This window comes from Streptomyces sp. NPDC026515, assembly GCF_055567595.1.
In genome coordinates this window covers 206,352-220,071 of sequence record NZ_JBVHQD010000002.1, presented here as the reverse complement: position 1 = coordinate 220,071, position 13,720 = coordinate 206,352, and the positions used below count along the sequence as shown (strand labels likewise).

At 73.1% G+C, this 13,720-nt stretch carries 13 protein-coding genes; 4 read left to right on the top strand and 9 right to left on the bottom strand.

The window, feature by feature from the left end; all coding sequences use genetic code 11:
* Positions 1–15 precede the first annotated feature (15 nt).
* Together ACZ4O3_RS04415 and dapE are read right to left on the bottom strand one after the other, a co-directional pair.
* On the bottom strand, positions 16–774 hold the full coding sequence (locus ACZ4O3_RS04415) for an LOG family protein (protein ID WP_362723023.1): 759 nt from the start codon (positions 772–774) through the stop codon (positions 16–18).
* A 104-nt stretch (positions 775–878) separates the two neighbouring features.
* The gene (gene dapE / locus ACZ4O3_RS04410; RefSeq protein ID WP_467721125.1) at positions 879–1,958 is read right to left on the bottom strand and encodes a succinyl-diaminopimelate desuccinylase; all 1,080 of its coding nucleotides are present in this window, start codon (positions 1,956–1,958) and stop codon (positions 879–881) included.
* A gap of 93 nt (positions 1,959–2,051) precedes the next feature.
* Here dapE and ACZ4O3_RS04405 point away from each other — a divergent pair, with 93 nt between their 5' ends.
* Both ACZ4O3_RS04405 and ACZ4O3_RS04400 read left to right on the top strand, forming a co-directional pair.
* A complete protein-coding gene (locus ACZ4O3_RS04405) occupies positions 2,052–3,053 on the top strand; it encodes a VldE C-terminal domain-containing protein (RefSeq protein WP_467721124.1) in 1,002 nt (333 codons plus the stop codon).
* A 282-nt stretch (positions 3,054–3,335) separates the two neighbouring features.
* Positions 3,336–3,863 carry an ATP-binding protein gene (locus tag ACZ4O3_RS04400; protein ID WP_467721123.1) on the top strand — a complete coding sequence of 176 codons (528 nt, stop codon included), beginning with the start codon at positions 3,336–3,338 and terminating at the stop codon, positions 3,861–3,863.
* Between the two features lie 109 nt (positions 3,864–3,972).
* Here the strand turns inward: ACZ4O3_RS04400 and ACZ4O3_RS04395 are convergent, their stop codons facing one another.
* Complete coding sequence (locus ACZ4O3_RS04395; RefSeq protein WP_467721316.1) at positions 3,973–5,067, bottom strand: bifunctional succinyldiaminopimelate transaminase/glutamate-prephenate aminotransferase; 1,095 nt, start codon at positions 5,065–5,067, stop codon at positions 3,973–3,975.
* Positions 5,068–5,204: 137 nt separating this feature from the next.
* Positions 5,205–5,525 (bottom strand): ferredoxin, encoded by a 321-nt coding sequence (gene fdxA / locus ACZ4O3_RS04390; protein WP_086766880.1) that lies wholly within the window; start codon positions 5,523–5,525, stop codon positions 5,205–5,207.
* A 140-nt stretch (positions 5,526–5,665) separates the two neighbouring features.
* On the opposite strand from fdxA, the gene ACZ4O3_RS04385 reads away from it, so the two are divergent.
* Positions 5,666–6,670, top strand: coding sequence for a GNAT family N-acetyltransferase (locus tag ACZ4O3_RS04385; RefSeq protein WP_467721315.1), 1,005 nt, complete (start codon positions 5,666–5,668; stop codon positions 6,668–6,670).
* Positions 6,671–6,713: 43 nt separating this feature from the next.
* The gene (locus ACZ4O3_RS04380; RefSeq protein ID WP_467721122.1) at positions 6,714–7,601 is read left to right on the top strand and encodes a transglutaminase family protein; all 888 of its coding nucleotides are present in this window, start codon (positions 6,714–6,716) and stop codon (positions 7,599–7,601) included.
* Positions 7,602–7,737: 136 nt separating this feature from the next.
* Here the strand turns inward: ACZ4O3_RS04380 and ACZ4O3_RS04375 are convergent, their stop codons facing one another.
* The 5 genes from ACZ4O3_RS04375 to ACZ4O3_RS04355 all read right to left on the bottom strand — a co-directional run bounded on the left by ACZ4O3_RS04375 (position 7,738) and on the right by ACZ4O3_RS04355 (position 13,716).
* Positions 7,738–8,352: a response regulator transcription factor gene (locus tag ACZ4O3_RS04375; RefSeq protein WP_362728286.1), complete on the bottom strand. Its 615-nt coding sequence runs from the start codon at positions 8,350–8,352 to the stop codon at positions 7,738–7,740.
* Positions 8,349–9,557, bottom strand: a complete 1,209-nt coding sequence (locus ACZ4O3_RS04370) for a sensor histidine kinase (RefSeq protein WP_467721120.1) — start codon at positions 9,555–9,557, stop codon at positions 8,349–8,351. The genes ACZ4O3_RS04375 and ACZ4O3_RS04370 overlap by 4 nt, the downstream gene beginning before the upstream one ends.
* A complete protein-coding gene (locus ACZ4O3_RS04365) occupies positions 9,554–10,294 on the bottom strand; it encodes an ABC transporter permease (protein ID WP_362728288.1) in 741 nt (246 codons plus the stop codon). The genes ACZ4O3_RS04370 and ACZ4O3_RS04365 overlap by 4 nt, the downstream gene beginning before the upstream one ends.
* Positions 10,291–11,235 (bottom strand): ABC transporter ATP-binding protein, encoded by a 945-nt coding sequence (locus tag ACZ4O3_RS04360; RefSeq protein WP_362728290.1) that lies wholly within the window; start codon positions 11,233–11,235, stop codon positions 10,291–10,293. Before ACZ4O3_RS04360 ends, ACZ4O3_RS04365 begins: the two co-directional genes overlap by 4 nt.
* 138 nt (positions 11,236–11,373) lie before the next feature.
* Positions 11,374–13,716, bottom strand: coding sequence for a peptidoglycan binding domain-containing protein (locus ACZ4O3_RS04355; protein ID WP_467721119.1), 2,343 nt, complete (start codon positions 13,714–13,716; stop codon positions 11,374–11,376).
* Positions 13,717–13,720 lie beyond the last annotated feature (4 nt).

Here is a 13,720-nt window from a genome sequence, read left to right as displayed (position 1 = left end):
GGTAGCCGGCGCGTCCTAGCGGGCCGCTTCCTTGGAGACCAGGGCCACCGCTTCCGCCACGTCGTCCGTCACGTGGAACAGCAGGAGGTCCTTCTCCGAGGCCTTGCCCTGCGCCACCAGGGTGCTGCGCAGCCAGTCCACCAGGCCGCCCCAGTAGGCGCTCCCGAACAGCACGATCGGGAAGCGGGTGACCTTCTGCGTCTGCACGAGGGTGAGCGCCTCGAAGAATTCGTCCAGGGTGCCGAGGCCGCCGGGCAGCACCACGAAGCCCTGGGCGTACTTGACGAACATCATCTTCCGCACGAAGAAGTAGCGGAAGTTCAGGCCGATGTCGACGTAGGGGTTCAGGCCCTGCTCGAAGGGCAGCTCGATGCCGAGGCCGACCGAGACGCCGCCCGCCTCCAGGGCGCCCTTGTTGGCCGCCTCCATCGCGCCGGGGCCGCCGCCCGTGATGACCGCCCAGCCGGCCTCGACCAGGCCCCGGCCCAGCCGCACCCCCGCGTCGTACTCCGGCGAGTCCACCGGCGTCCGCGCCGAGCCGAACACGCTGATCGCGGCGGGGAGTTCGGCGAGCGTGCCGAAGCCCTCGATGAACTCCGACTGGATGCGCAGCACCCGCCAGGGGTCCGTGTGGACCCAGTCGGAGGGGCCGCCCGCGTCCAGCAGACGCTGGTCCGTCGTGCTCGCGGTCACCTGACCGCGCCGTCGGAGGACCGGTCCAAGGCGCTGCTCGTCCGGCGGCACCTTCTTCCCCTCGGGGTTCCCGGTAGGCATATGCGCGCTCCCTCCGCTTGCACGTGTACCCGACCCAGCGTAGATCCACCCGGGTTACCGGCGCGGGACGTCGGCATGTCCGCCGCGCAGCGCCGTCGTGCGGCTCAACGGGTCAGCCAGGCGCGCAGCCGCTCCTCGCCCGACAGGATCTTTCCGGTTTCGACCCTTTCGTCCCTCTTGTGCGCCAAGTGCGGATTGCCCGGACCGTAGTTGACCGCCGGGACACCCAGGGCGGAGAAACGGGAGACGTCGGTCCAGCCGTACTTGGGCATCGGGGTGCCGCCGACCGCCTCGATGAAGGCGGCCGCGGCCGGGTGCGAGAGGCCCGGCAGCGCACCGGGGCTGTGGTCGTCGACCACGAACTCCTCGACCCCGCAGCCGGCGAAGACCTCCCGGACGTGCGCGATCGCCTCCTCCTCGGAACGGTCGGGGGCGTACCGGAAGTTGACCGTGACCACGCACTCGTCGGGGATGACGTTGCCGGCGACCCCGCCCGAGACACCCACCGCGTTGAGGCCCTCGCGGTACTCCAGGCCGTCGATGACCGGGTAGCGCGGCTCGTAGGCGGCGAGCCGGGCGAGGATCGGGGCGGCCGCGTGGATCGCGTTGGAGCCCATCCAGGAGCGCGCGGAGTGGGCCCGCTCGCCCGTGGTCCTCAGCAGGACCCGCAAAGTGCCCTGGCAGCCGCCCTCGACCTCGCCGTCGGACGGTTCGAGAAGGACCGCGAAGTCGCCCGCCAGCCACTCCGGGTGCGCCTCGGCGACGTGCCGGAGGCCGTTGAGATGGGCGGCGACCTCCTCGTTGTCGTAGAACACGAAGGTCAGGTCGCGGTTCGGGGCGGGCACGGTGGCCGCGATGCGCAGCTGGACGGCGACGCCGGACTTCATGTCGCAGGTGCCGCAGCCCCACAGCACGCCGTCCTCGTCCAGCCGGGACGGCACGTTGTCCGCGATCGGGACGGTGTCGATGTGACCGGCCAGGATCACGCGCTCGGAGCGGCCGAGGTTCGTCCGGGCGATCACGTTGTTGCCGTACCGGTCGACCGTCAGATGCGGCAGGGCACCCAGCGCGGCCTCGATCGCGTCCGCGAGCGGCTTCTCGGTGCCGCTCTCCGAACGGAAGTCGACGAGTCGCGCGGTCAGCGCGGCCGCGTCCAGAGTGAGGTCAAGCGAGGTGTCGGCCATGGCCCCGACCCTAGCGCGCGGTACCGCGGAGGCGGTTTCACAGGCTTTCGCGCGTGGGGTTGAGCCGCTCGTACTCTCCAGTATGTTGTACGCGTGCGAGAGCCGTCCCCCACCCGCCCCACGCGTCGCCGCCGCGCCCTGCGTTTCGTGTCGGGTTTGCTCATCCTGTGCGCCGTCGCGGCGTATCTGGTCGTCCAGTACGTCACCGGCGGCGGCGGCTCCGAGGGCTGCAAGGTCGTCTCGGGCCGGAGCGACAGCGAGTCGTACGATTTCACGCCCGAACAGGCGGTGAACGCGGCGACGATCGCCGCCGTCGGCACCGGGCGCGGCATGCCCGAGCGGGCGGTGGCCATCGCCCTGGCGACCGCGCTCCAGGAGTCCGGGCTGCTCAACATCGAGCACGGCGACCGGGATTCACTGGGCCTGTTCCAGCAGCGGCCCTCACAGGGCTGGGGCACCGCGAAGCAGATCCTGGACCCGGCGTACGCGGCGGGCATGTTCTACGCGCACCTGGCCAAGGTGCGCGACTACGAGACCCTGCCGCTGACGGTGGCCGCGCAGCGCGTGCAGCGCAGCGGCTACCCGGAGGCGTACGCCAAGCACGAGACCGACGCCACGCTGCTCGCGGCGGCCCTGACCGGGCAGGCGGCGGCCACGCTGACCTGCGACGGGCGCCCGGCGGCCGTCACCGGGGCGGCGGCGACGGGTCCGGACGCGGTACGGACCGCGCTGGTACGGGACTTCGGGCGGGACGCGGTCGAGGAGGCCGGCGCGGAGGTGAGCGACTCGTCCGCGAGTTCGCCGACACCCACGCCGAGCGTGACCGCCACGGCGCACGGACGGACCGTGACCGTGCCGGTGCCGCAGGGCGGCGGGAAGGACGGGTTGGGGCGCACCGAGAGCGAGCGCGGCTGGCAGCTGGCGCACTGGGCGGTGGCCAACTCCTCGGCCCTGCACATCCAGCGGGTGTCGTACGCCGGCCGGGAGTGGTCCGCCGGGAGCACGGACAGCCAGTGGCGGCCGGCGGCCGGTTCGAAGAGCACGGGCGGAGCGGAGAAGTCCGCGGGGGCGGTGCGGATCGTGACCGGGCAGTAGTTCGGCGTTTCACTCCGACGGGTCGGCCCGGGCGGATCGGGTCCATGGTGTACCCACGTTCTCGCACGGTCAGCCACGCCTGCGCGAAACCCGTTGCGAGCACGGGGACGTAAGGATTCTGCGCGGTTCCGGGCACCCTCACCCCCGGGCGCTCTTTGCCCGTTTTTATCCACACCCGATAATGCGATGCGTTATCAATTCTTTACCTTGCGCCTCCGCAACCTTCGCGGACTTCGAGCGGTAGTCACGGCGATCACGTTCCCTCCCGTCGAATGGAGCATCATGTCCCTCCCTCTGACCCGCCGGATCGCCCGTGCCGCGCTGCTCGTCGCAGCGGGAGCGGCAGCCGGGGTCGGTGCGGCCGGCTCCGCCGGCGCGGCCCCGAGCCTGCCGGCCGCCACTCCGAACCTGGGCGGTCTGACCGCGCTGGACGGCGCGAGCGTCGGCAATACCGCCGACAGCGCGGCGCAGAACGTCGCCGGCACCGTCGGCCACACCGGCGGCAGGACGGTCGAGTCGGCGCTGCCGGCCGCGGGCAGGACCGGCGGCAAGGCCGTCAAGGTGGCGGCGCCGGTGGTGCAGCACGCCGCCGGCGACGCGGCCGGCTCCGCCGGTGGGCTGCTCGGCGAGACGGCGGCCACGGCGACCAAGGGCGGCCTGCCGACGCAGGAGCTCACCAAGGGCGGCCTGCCGACGCAGGGACTCACCAAGGGCGGCCTGCCGACGCAGGGACTCACCAAGGGCGGCCTGCCGACGCAGGGACTCACCAAGGGCGGCCTGCCGGTCAAGGGCCTGCCGCTGGGCGGCTGACGCCGCGCGACGCCGGTGATGCGAGAAGGAAGGGACCCGGGGTTCGCCCCGGGTCCCTTCTCGTCGTGCCTCGGCTGCCGCCGAAGAGAACTCCGGCAGCGGTCGGGGTCTAGGAGAGCCGCTCCACGGCCGCCCGTACGCGCTCGTCCGTCGCCGTCAGGGCCACCCGGACGAACCTCTCGCCCGCCGTGCCGTAGAAGTCGCCCGGTGCCACCAGGATGCCGAGTTCGGCCAGGTGGGCCACCGTCCGCCAGCAGGACTCGTCCCTCGTCGACCACAGGTAGAGGCTCGCCTCGCTGTGTTCGACGCGGAAGCCGTGGGCCACCAGCGCCGCACGGAGGAGGCGGCGGCGGGCCGCGTAACGCTCGCGCTGTTCCTGGACGTGGGTGTCGTCGGACAGGGCCGCCACCACCGCCGCCTGGGTGGGTGCCGACGTCATCATGCCGCCGTGCTTGCGGATCTCCAGGAGCGGGCCGAGCACCGCCGGGTCACCGGCCAGGAAGGCCGCTCGGTAGCCGGCCAGGTTGGACCGCTTGGAGAGGGAGTGGACGGCCACGATGCCGTCGTACGAGCCGCCGTTCACGTCCGGGTGCAGGACCGAGACGGGGTCTGCCTCCCAGCCCAGTTCGAGGTAGCACTCGTCGGAGAAGACCAGGACGCCGTGGGCGCGGGCCCAGGCGACGATCTCCGTCAGCTCCGGCGCCGGGATGACCCGGCCCGTCGGGTTGGACGGGGAGTTCAGCCAGAGGAGCTTCAGGTTCGTCGGGTCCAGGTCGCGCGGGTCGTCGTAGACCTCGTACTGCGCGCGGGCCAGGCGGGCGCCGACCTCGTAGGTGGGGTACGCCAGGCGCGGGTAGGCGACCTTGTCCCCGGGGCCGAGGCCCAGCTGGGTGGGGAGCCAGGCGACGAGTTCCTTGGAGCCGACGATCGGCAGGACGTGTCGGTGGGTGACGTCGCGGGCGCCCAGGCGGCGCCCGACCCAGCCGGTGATCGCGTCGCGCAGCGCCGGGGTGCCCCAGACGGTGGGGTAGCCGGGCGAGTCGGCCGCGTCGATCAGGGCCTTCTGGATCAGGTCGGGGACCGGGTCCACCGGGGTGCCGACGGAGAGGTCGACGATGCCGTCCGGGTGCGCCGCTGCCGTCTTCTTGTACGGCTCCAGCTTGTCCCAGGGGAAGGCGGGCAGACGGTCGGAGACTGCGGACACGGTCACTGGCTCACTTTCTTCGGTACGACCGGTACGACCGGCACGGCAAACGCCTCGGTCCCGCAGGCGCCGACCGGGTGCGATCAGGCCGGTACGGGACCGAGGCGGCACGGTGGTGCGGCGGGCCGCCGTACGGGCTACCCGGCCTGCGGGGGCAGCGCGGCGACGAAGGGGTGGTCGCGCTCGATCAGGCCCAGCTTGCTGGCGCCGCCGGGAGAGCCGAGCTCGTCGAAGAACTCGACGTTGGCCTTGTAGTAGTCCTTCCACTCCTCGGGAGTGTCGTCCTCGTAGAAGATCGCCTCGACCGGGCAGACCGGCTCACAGGCGCCACAGTCAACGCATTCGTCCGGGTGGATGTACAAGGACCGCTGGCCCTCGTAGATGCAGTCGACCGGGCACTCCTCGATGCACGCCTTGTCCTTCACGTCGACACAAGGCTGCGCGATGACGTAGGTCACGCTGTCGTTCCTCCTCGATTGGGCGCTGGCGGGCCTCCGTAGGCTCCGCCGCCTGGCGCGCGGGAGCGCGGCGTCGTCGATGCCCACCCCTAGTATCTCCGTTCTCGGGCATGATCCGAACAGGAGGGGTGAACCGACCAGTGGAAATCTCGGCCGCAGGACGCTTCGAGGTCCGTATCACCGCTGCTGACGTGGGCAAAAGAATCTCCGTGCGCCGTTTGGCGGGAAATGGCCTACCCGGGGAGAAGTTCACCGACACGGTGGGTGTTCTCACATCATGGGACGACGACGGCATGCTGACGATCGCACGGCGGGACGGGCTGATCGTCCGGATACCGGAGTCCGCTCTGGTGGCCGCCAAGGTGGTGCCGGCCGCTCCGGCGCGCCGCCGGGGACCGGCGGCCACCTACCGCGAAGTCGCGCGTGTCGCCTCGCGCGGCTGGCCGCCGCTGGAGAGCGAGCGGCTCGGTGAGTGGGAGCTGCGGGCTTCCGGGGGATTCACCCGGCGGGCGAACAGCGTGCTGCCGCTGGGCGATCCGGGCCTCCCGCTCGACGCGGCCCTGGACGCCGTACGGCGGTGGTACGGCGAACGGGGGCTGCCCGCGTACGTGCAGACCGCGACCGGCGCCGAGGGCACGCAGGAACTGCTCGGCGCCGAGCTGGAGCGGCGCGGCTGGGTGCGTGAGGTGAGTGCCGAGCTGTGGACCGGGGCGACGGCGCCGGTGGCGGACCGTGCGGAGGGTGCCGGTGTGGTGCTCTCCCGGTCGGCCGACGAGGCCTGGCTCGCGCGCTACCAGCGCAAGGGGGTCGGCGAGGTCGCCCTGCGGGTGCTGCGGGGAGGGCCGTCCGTGTGGTTCGCGGCCGTTCCCGGCGAGGGCGCCCCGGCGGCCATCGGGCGGCTGGTGGTGGACGGCCGGTGGGCCGGGTTCGCCGCCGTCGAGGTGGATCCGGCGCTGCGACGCCGGGGACTGGCCGGCGAGGTCATGGCCGCGCTCGCCCGGCGGGCGCTGGAGGAGGGCGCGTCCGCGGCCTGGCTCCAGGTGGAGGCCGGGAACACCGGGGCACGGGCGCTGTACACCGGGCTGGGTTTCGGGGCACACCACGCGTACCACCACTACAGGGAGCCGGCGGCGGACGGCCGCTGAGGCCGCCGTGGTACGGAGCGTTCCGGAAGGGCACGAAACAGCTATGCACCCCCCTGTTCCAGATCCGGATCCAGCACCGCGTCCGCGTCTGCGTCCGCCGGCGCCGGAGCGGGCCTCCGAGGTCGGGCGGCGCTTCGCCGAGGAGGCGCGGTCCGAGCGGCCCGATCTGGCGACGCTGTGTCTGCTGCTGGGCGCGGCGGCCGACGGCTCGCTGGACGAGGCCGGGATCGACGCGGCGCAGATGGAGCTGGACCGGCTGGCCGGACAGCTTCCGTACCGGCCGGGCGGCCCGCACGCCTGGGCCACGGCGGCGCACCGGCTGCTGGGCGAACGGCTCGGCTTCCACGGCGCCGCCTCGGACTACCGCAGGCTGGAGTCCTCACTGCTGCACGAGGTGCTGCGCCGGCGGCGCGGGCTGCCGATCCTGCTGTCCGTGGTCTGGCTGGAGGTGACCCGGCGGGCGGGCGCGCCGGTCCACGGGGTCGCGCTGCCGGGGCACTTCGTGGTGGGGTTCGGGCCGGCCGAGGAGCAGGTGCTGGCCGATCCGTTCGACGGCGGCCGGGTGCTGACCGGTTCGGACGCGCAGACGCTGGTGGTGGGGGCGACGGGGGCGCCGCTGGAGCCGGCGATGCTGGAACCGGCAGATCCGCTGGACGTCGTACGCCGGATCCTCAACAACGTACGGGCCTGGGCGGCGGCCCGGCCCGAGCGGTCGGAGGTGGGCCTGTGGGCGGTGGACCTGTCCCTGCTGATGCCCTCCCACCCGGCCAGGCTGCGGTACGACCGGGCACGGCTGCTGGTGCAGCGGGGTGACTTCACCGACGGCGCCGAGGAGCTGGAGGAGTACGCAGGGCTGATCGAGGCCGTCGACGAGGCGGCGGCGGAGAAGGTGCGCGGCGAGGCACGGTCGGCTCGGGCCAGGCTCAACTGAGGGGAACGGGGGCCGCCGCTTCGCCGTGGGGGGACGCGTTGCGCGGCCGCGAGTCCGTCGTGGCGCGGCGCGCGGTTCCCCGCGCCCCAGGCCGGCTGCCCATGCCGGCAGGCAGTCCCTCGGACTCCCGGGTCCTCTACAGCCAGCCCTTCTCCCGGGCTATCCGGACCGCCTCCGCCCTGTTGCGCACCGCCAGCTTCTGGATGGCCGTCGAGAGGTAGTTGCGTACCGTCCCCTGCGAGAGGTGCAGGGCCGCCGCCAGCTCCGCGTTGGTGGAGCCGTCTGCCGCCGCGCGCAGCACCTCCCGCTCGCGGTCGGTCAGCGGGTTGGCGCCCTCCGCCAGGGCCGCCGCCGCCAGCGTGGGGTCGATGACGCGCTCGCCGGCCAGGACCTTGCGGACCGCCTCGGCGAGCTGGGCGGCGGGGGCGTCCTTGACCAGGAACGCGTCGGCCCCCGCCTCCATCGCGCTGCGCAGGTAGCCGGGCCGCCCGAAAGTGGTCAGCACGACCAGCTTCACGGCGGGCAGCGCCTTGTGGAGCTGGGCCGCCGCCTCGATGCCCGTGCAGCCCGGCATCTCGATGTCGAGCAGGGCGACATCGACGCCGTGCTGCCGGGCGGCCGCCATCACCTCGTCGCCGCGCGCCACCTGTGCCACGACCTCGATGTCGTCCTCCAGACCCAGCAGGGCGGCGAGCGCCTCGCGGACCATCGACTGGTCCTCGGCGAGGAGGACCTTGATCGTGCTGCTCATGCCCCGGATCCTACGGCCCCGTCGGCTCCCAGCGGGACCCGGGCGACCAGCCGGAAACCGTGCTTCAGGCGCCCCGCCTCCAGCGTGCCGCCGGCCTTCTCCAGGCGCTCGGTGAGCCCGGTGAGGCCGTTGCCCGGGCCCTTGCCGGAACCGCCCGATCCGTTGTCCTCGACGGCGAGTTCGAGGACCGGGCCGTCCAGCGTCTGCCGGCGCAGCAGCTCCACCGTGCAGGCGCTCGCGCCACTGTGCCGGACGACGTTGGTGACCGCCTCGCGCAGCGCCCACGCGAGGGCCGCCTCGCCGTCCTCGGGGACTCCGGTGAGGTCGGGCTCGGCCGGGACCTCCGCGGTGACCGCGGCGGCGGTCAGGGCGACCTGGGCGCCCGCGAGCTCGGCGGCTAGCCGGGGGCGCCGGTAGCCGGTGACCGCCTCCCGGACGTCCACCAGGGCCTGCCGGCTGACCTGTTCGATGTCGGAGACCTGCTGAGCCGCCTTGTCGGGGTGGTCCGGGAGCATCCGGCCCGCCAGCTCGCTCTTCAGGGTGATGAGCGAGAGCGAGTGCCCCAGCAGGTCGTGCAGGTCCCGGGCGAGCCGCAACCGCTCCTCGTTCGCCGCCAGTTGGGCGACGGTGGCGCGGGCCTTGCGCAACTCGATCGTGGTGGCGACCAGTTGCCGTACGCCGATCATGGAGTAGCCGATCAGGAGCACCACCAGGAACAGGCCCCAGGCCTCGTCCAGGTCGTGGCGGTACCAGCCCGCCAGCATCATGGCGGCGGTGTTCAGCGGGATCGTCCAGTAGGCCACCCGCAGCGGGAAGGTCACCCCGCACATCACCGAGACGTACACGAACAGACCGAACCAGGAGCCGCCGAGGCCGAAGGCCAGCACGACCGCGAGCGTCCCCTCCACGGCGATCGCGGCGTCGACGATCCAGCCCCGGAAGGGACGGCCCATGGAGCGGAAGACGATCGCCAGGTAGATCCCGACGAAGGCCACGAGGCCCGCCCAGCCGGCCGCCGTCGCCACGGTGCCGTGGTGGCCGGAGGCAAGGTCCTCCGCCGGGGAGGCGAGGTAGATCAGCCAGGGCAGGACCCACACCATCTTGCGCAGCGCCTCGCCCTGGCTGCGGGGCGGCCGGCCGATCGCTACCAGCCGGTCCCCCCGCGTCTGCCCGTCGGGCCGTGGGTCTTGCGTCATCGTGCTCACGCCTTCAGCGTGTCCTTCCGGTACAGCCAGGCCGCGCCGCCGACGAACAGGGCGAAGAAGGCGACGAGGATGGCGATGTCCTGGGCCTGCGGGGCCTGGCTCTGTTCGATGGCCCGCCCCAGTGCAGCGTACGCGTGGGTGGGCAGCCACTTCGCGATGTCCTGGAGCCAGGTGGGGAAGGAGGACGAAGGCCACCACAGGCCGCCGAGGATCGACAGTCCGAAGTAGGTGATCATCGTGATCGGGCGCACCGCGTCCCCGGATGCGAGGTAGCCGATCGCCACGCCGAGCGCGGCGAAGACCAGGCTGCCGGCCCAGATGGCGCCGGTGAGGGCGAGCCACTGCCAGGCGTCCAGGCGTACGCCCTTCACCGTGGCGGCGATCGCGAAGACGACCACGATGGAGGGCAGGCTCACCACGGCGGCACTGGCGGTCTTGGCGAGGACGTAGCCGCGTCCGGGCAGGGTGGTCAGCCGCAGCTGCCGTACCCACCCGCTCTCCCGTTCCTTGGCGATGCGCTCGCTGTTGCCCATCAGGACGGCGGTCAGGGCGCCGAAGGAGGCCATGGAGACCATGACGTAGGCCGCCACGGAGAGCCCCGAGTCGCCGACGGTCTGACTGGTGTCGCCCTGGCTGGCGACCAGCAGGAAGATGATCGACGGGTAGATCACCGAGAAGAACAGGAACTTGCGGTTGCGCAGGGCGCGGGCGAGCTCCAGCTTGATCAGGGCGTTCACGACTGCGTGGCCTCCTTGGCCTCTTCGGCCTCCGTGATGGCGACGAACGCCTGCTCCAGGCCGAGCCCGGCGACTTCCAGGTTGTGCGGGTAGACACCCAGGCCGTAGAGGGCGTGGACGGTGGCGTCGGCGTCGGACGACTGGATGCGGATCGTCTGGCCGGAGATGTCGACGGCCGTCAGGAAGGGCAGCGCCCGCAGCGGCGCCTCGTCGATCTCGCCCTCCAGGTCGAAGGAGACCCGGCGGGCGCCCGCCTTGGCCTTGATCTCGGCGGCCGTGCCGTCGGCGAGCAGCCGGCCGCGGTGCAGCACGAGCACCCGGTCGGCGATCGCGTCGGCCTCTTCGAGGTAGTGCGTGGCGAAGAGGACGGTACGGCCCTGGTCGGCCTGTTCCCGCATGGTGGCCCAGAACGCCTGGCGGGCGGAGACGTCCATGCCGGTGGTCGGCTCGTCCAGGACGATCAGGTCGCTGTCGCCGGCGGTCGCGAGCGCGAAGCGGACGCGCTGGGACTGGCCGCCGGAGAGCTTGTTGACCTTGCGGTCGGCGATCTGCGAGATGCCCGCGCGGGCGAGGACGTCGCTGACCTTGTACGGCTTGGGGTGCAGCCGGCAGGCGAGCCCGACGAGTTCGGCGACCGTGACCTCGTCCATCAGACCGCCGCTCTGCAGCATCGCGCCCACCCGGCCGGCGACGATGGCTTCACGCGGGCTCGTGCCGAACACGCTCACCGAGCCGGTGTCGGCCTGCTTGAGGCCGAGCAGCAGGTCGAGCGTGGTCGACTTGCCCGCGCCGTTCGGCCCGAGCAGGGCCACGGTCTCCCCCGGGTGCAGCCGCAGCGAGAGCCCGTCGACGGCCCGCACCTTCCCGTACGTCTTGCTCACCTGGTCGAACCCGACCGCCACCGGGGAGCCGGTGGCGGTGGTCGCCGCTGTCGTCGTCATGCGTCCATGCTCGCGGCCGGACCTGGTCCGGGGGCAGTGCCCACCGTCCGGAGTGCCGTATGACAGATGTCATCCGCACGGCATGACACGCGCGAGGGGGCGCCCGGTGAGTACCGGGCGCCCCCTCGCGGAGTGGCGTCAGCTCGGGTTGGTGTCGATGACCCCGACGCGCTCCGCCGTGGTCTTGCCGACCAGCGCCTTGCGCAGCGCGGAGGCGACGTCCTGCGGGGTGACGGCCGTCTTCTGGCCGGTGCCCCGGGTGATCAGCACGCCGTCGAAGGTGGCGCCGTACGCCTTCTTGAGGGCGTCGAGGTCGTACGTCTCGACCAGCTTGCCGTCGACCGCCTTGAAGCCGAGGATCTTCGGCAGCGACAGGGCGCCGAACGGGATGCTGTGCACCGCGTCCGTCTGCACGATGACGTTCTTCGACATCGCCGGCTCCGCGAAGTCCTTCATCTCGCGGTCGACCTCCGCGTTGGAGACCGTCGGCTGCACGGTGGTCGTCGGTACGGCCACCGCGGACGCCGTGCCCGTCTCCACCATCGACTCGTACGCCTGCTCGACGGCCTTCGTGGAGGCGGCCGCGTCGATGCCCTTGCCCGCCTTGCCGTAGACCGCGACGGCCTTGCCCCCGGAGAACTTGATCGTGCCCTCGGTGACCGAGCCGGAGCTGCCGCCGAGGCCCTTGAGTGCCGCCTGGAGCTTCTCCTCGTCGACCGGCATGGCCGGCTCGACGACCCGCTTCTGGCCGAACAGGGACCCGATCACGGAGACCGGGTTGTAGTCGCTCTCGGCTGCCTGCTCGACCGTGGACTGCATGTCGAACTGCAGGCCCGCCTGGTCCGGCGGCAGCGATACGGCCTTGCCGTCGACCGACAGCTTCAGCGGCTTGTTCACCCGTGAGCCGAAGGCGTCGTCGAGCTTCTTGACGGCGTCGTCACGGGTGCCGCCGCCGATGTCGACGCCGAGCACCGTGGTGCCCTTGGGCACGTCGGAGTGGCTCATCAGGAGTCCGGCGCCGTAGACGCCGAGGCCCGCGACCACCACGACACCGACGAGCAGCGGCAGCTTGCCGCGCTTCTTCTTCGCCTTGGCCTTGCCCTTGGACTGGGGCGGGGGCGGCGAGACCGGTTCGGGCAGCTTCGGGGGCGTGTGCGGCAGCGGCCCGTCGGCGGGCGCGCCCGGTGCGAACGGGGAGTTCGCGCCGGGGGGTACGACCGGGACACCGCTGGTGACGGTGTGTCCGGAGACGTTGTCCGCCGGGGAGCCGTAGCCGGGCATGCCCGGTTCGGGCGCGGGCTTTTGCGGGGTGAGGATCGCGGTGTCGTCGCTCAGACCACCGCCGGGGCCGAGACCGGGACCGGCGGGGGCGGTGCGCGCGCCGGGTCCGGCCTGGGCCTGACGGCCGGCGGGGCCGCCCGGGCGGGCGCCGGGGCCTGCCGGGCCGCCGGGCGCGCCGAAGGGCTCGCCGCCCTTGAAGGGCGCGCCGTTCGGCCCCGCGAAGGACTCGCCGCCGTTGACCGGCGGGATGAAGGGGCCGTCGCCGGTGACCGGGCCGCCGGTGGGGCCCGCCGGGCCCTGCGGGCCCCCGGGACCGCCGGGCAGGCCCGGCCCGTTGAAGCCGCTGGGGCCGCCGGGGCCGGCCGGCCCGCCACCGGGCGCGCCGGGACCGGGCTGAGCGCCGTTCTGGCCACCGTTCTCGGAGAAGTACGGCAGTTCGTCCCGGCGGGGCTCGCCGGGGCCCCTCGCGCCGCCCCGGGGGCCGCCGAGCGGGCCCGCGGCGAGCGCCTCGGTCACGTCGAAGGAGCCGGTGCCACCGCCGTGCCCGGGAGCAACCGGGCCGCCGGTCGCACCCGTGGGCAGCCCCGCGCCGTTGGTGGATCCCGGCCGGGACCCGCCGGGCACGCTCATGGATCCGACGACACCGCCGGGGCGGCCGCCGTTCGGACGGGCGGCACCGGGGGCGCCGGGCCCGGCACCGGGCGGGCCCTGGGCGGCCGGACCGTTCGGCGCCGCGGCGGGTGAACCGCCGGGCGTGTCCGCGCCGTTGGCGGCGCCGCCGCGCTGACCGCCCTTGGCCGGGCCGGACTTGCGCGGCGCGAACCAGTCGCTGGACTTCTCGCCGGTGGCGGGCCCGGGCGACGGCGCGGTCTGGGCGGGCGGCTCGGCGGTGCCGGTGGACGTGGTGGCGCCCGTCGGCTGCGCGTGCGTGCCTGTCTCCTCGCCCGCGCCGCCTTCGGCGTCGGTGACCGGAGTACGGACGACCACCGGCGGAATCGGCCGGGATCCGGGGATGTTGATCCGGATCCGGGTCGTCAGCGTGGTCTCGGTCTTGCGTTCCTCGGGCTGGGCGGCCGAACGGCCTGCGGCCTTGCCGTCGTCGGAAGCCATGGGGGTCCCGTACGGCGGTGTGCCCGAGGGGTAAGCGGCTCCCCCGTGCCCGTCGGGCCCGGAGGAAGGAGTGTCAGTTTCACGACTCAAGGCA

What these genes read in the sequence shown, in the direction of transcription:
- ACZ4O3_RS04415 (WP_362723023.1), bottom strand. Translation starts at nt 774, where the DNA reads ATGCCTACCGGGAACCCCGAGGGGAAGAAGGTGCCGCCGGACGAGCAG.
- dapE (WP_467721125.1), bottom strand. Translation starts at nt 1,958, where the DNA reads ATGGCCGACACCTCGCTTGACCTCACTCTGGACGCGGCCGCGCTGACC.
- ACZ4O3_RS04400 (WP_467721123.1), top strand. Translation starts at nt 3,336, where the DNA reads ATGTCCCTCCCTCTGACCCGCCGGATCGCCCGTGCCGCGCTGCTCGTC.
- ACZ4O3_RS04380 (WP_467721122.1), top strand. Translation starts at nt 6,714, where the DNA reads ATGCACCCCCCTGTTCCAGATCCGGATCCAGCACCGCGTCCGCGTCTG.
- ACZ4O3_RS04375 (WP_362728286.1), bottom strand. Translation starts at nt 8,352, where the DNA reads ATGAGCAGCACGATCAAGGTCCTCCTCGCCGAGGACCAGTCGATGGTC.
- ACZ4O3_RS04360 (WP_362728290.1), bottom strand. Translation starts at nt 11,235, where the DNA reads ATGACGACGACAGCGGCGACCACCGCCACCGGCTCCCCGGTGGCGGTC.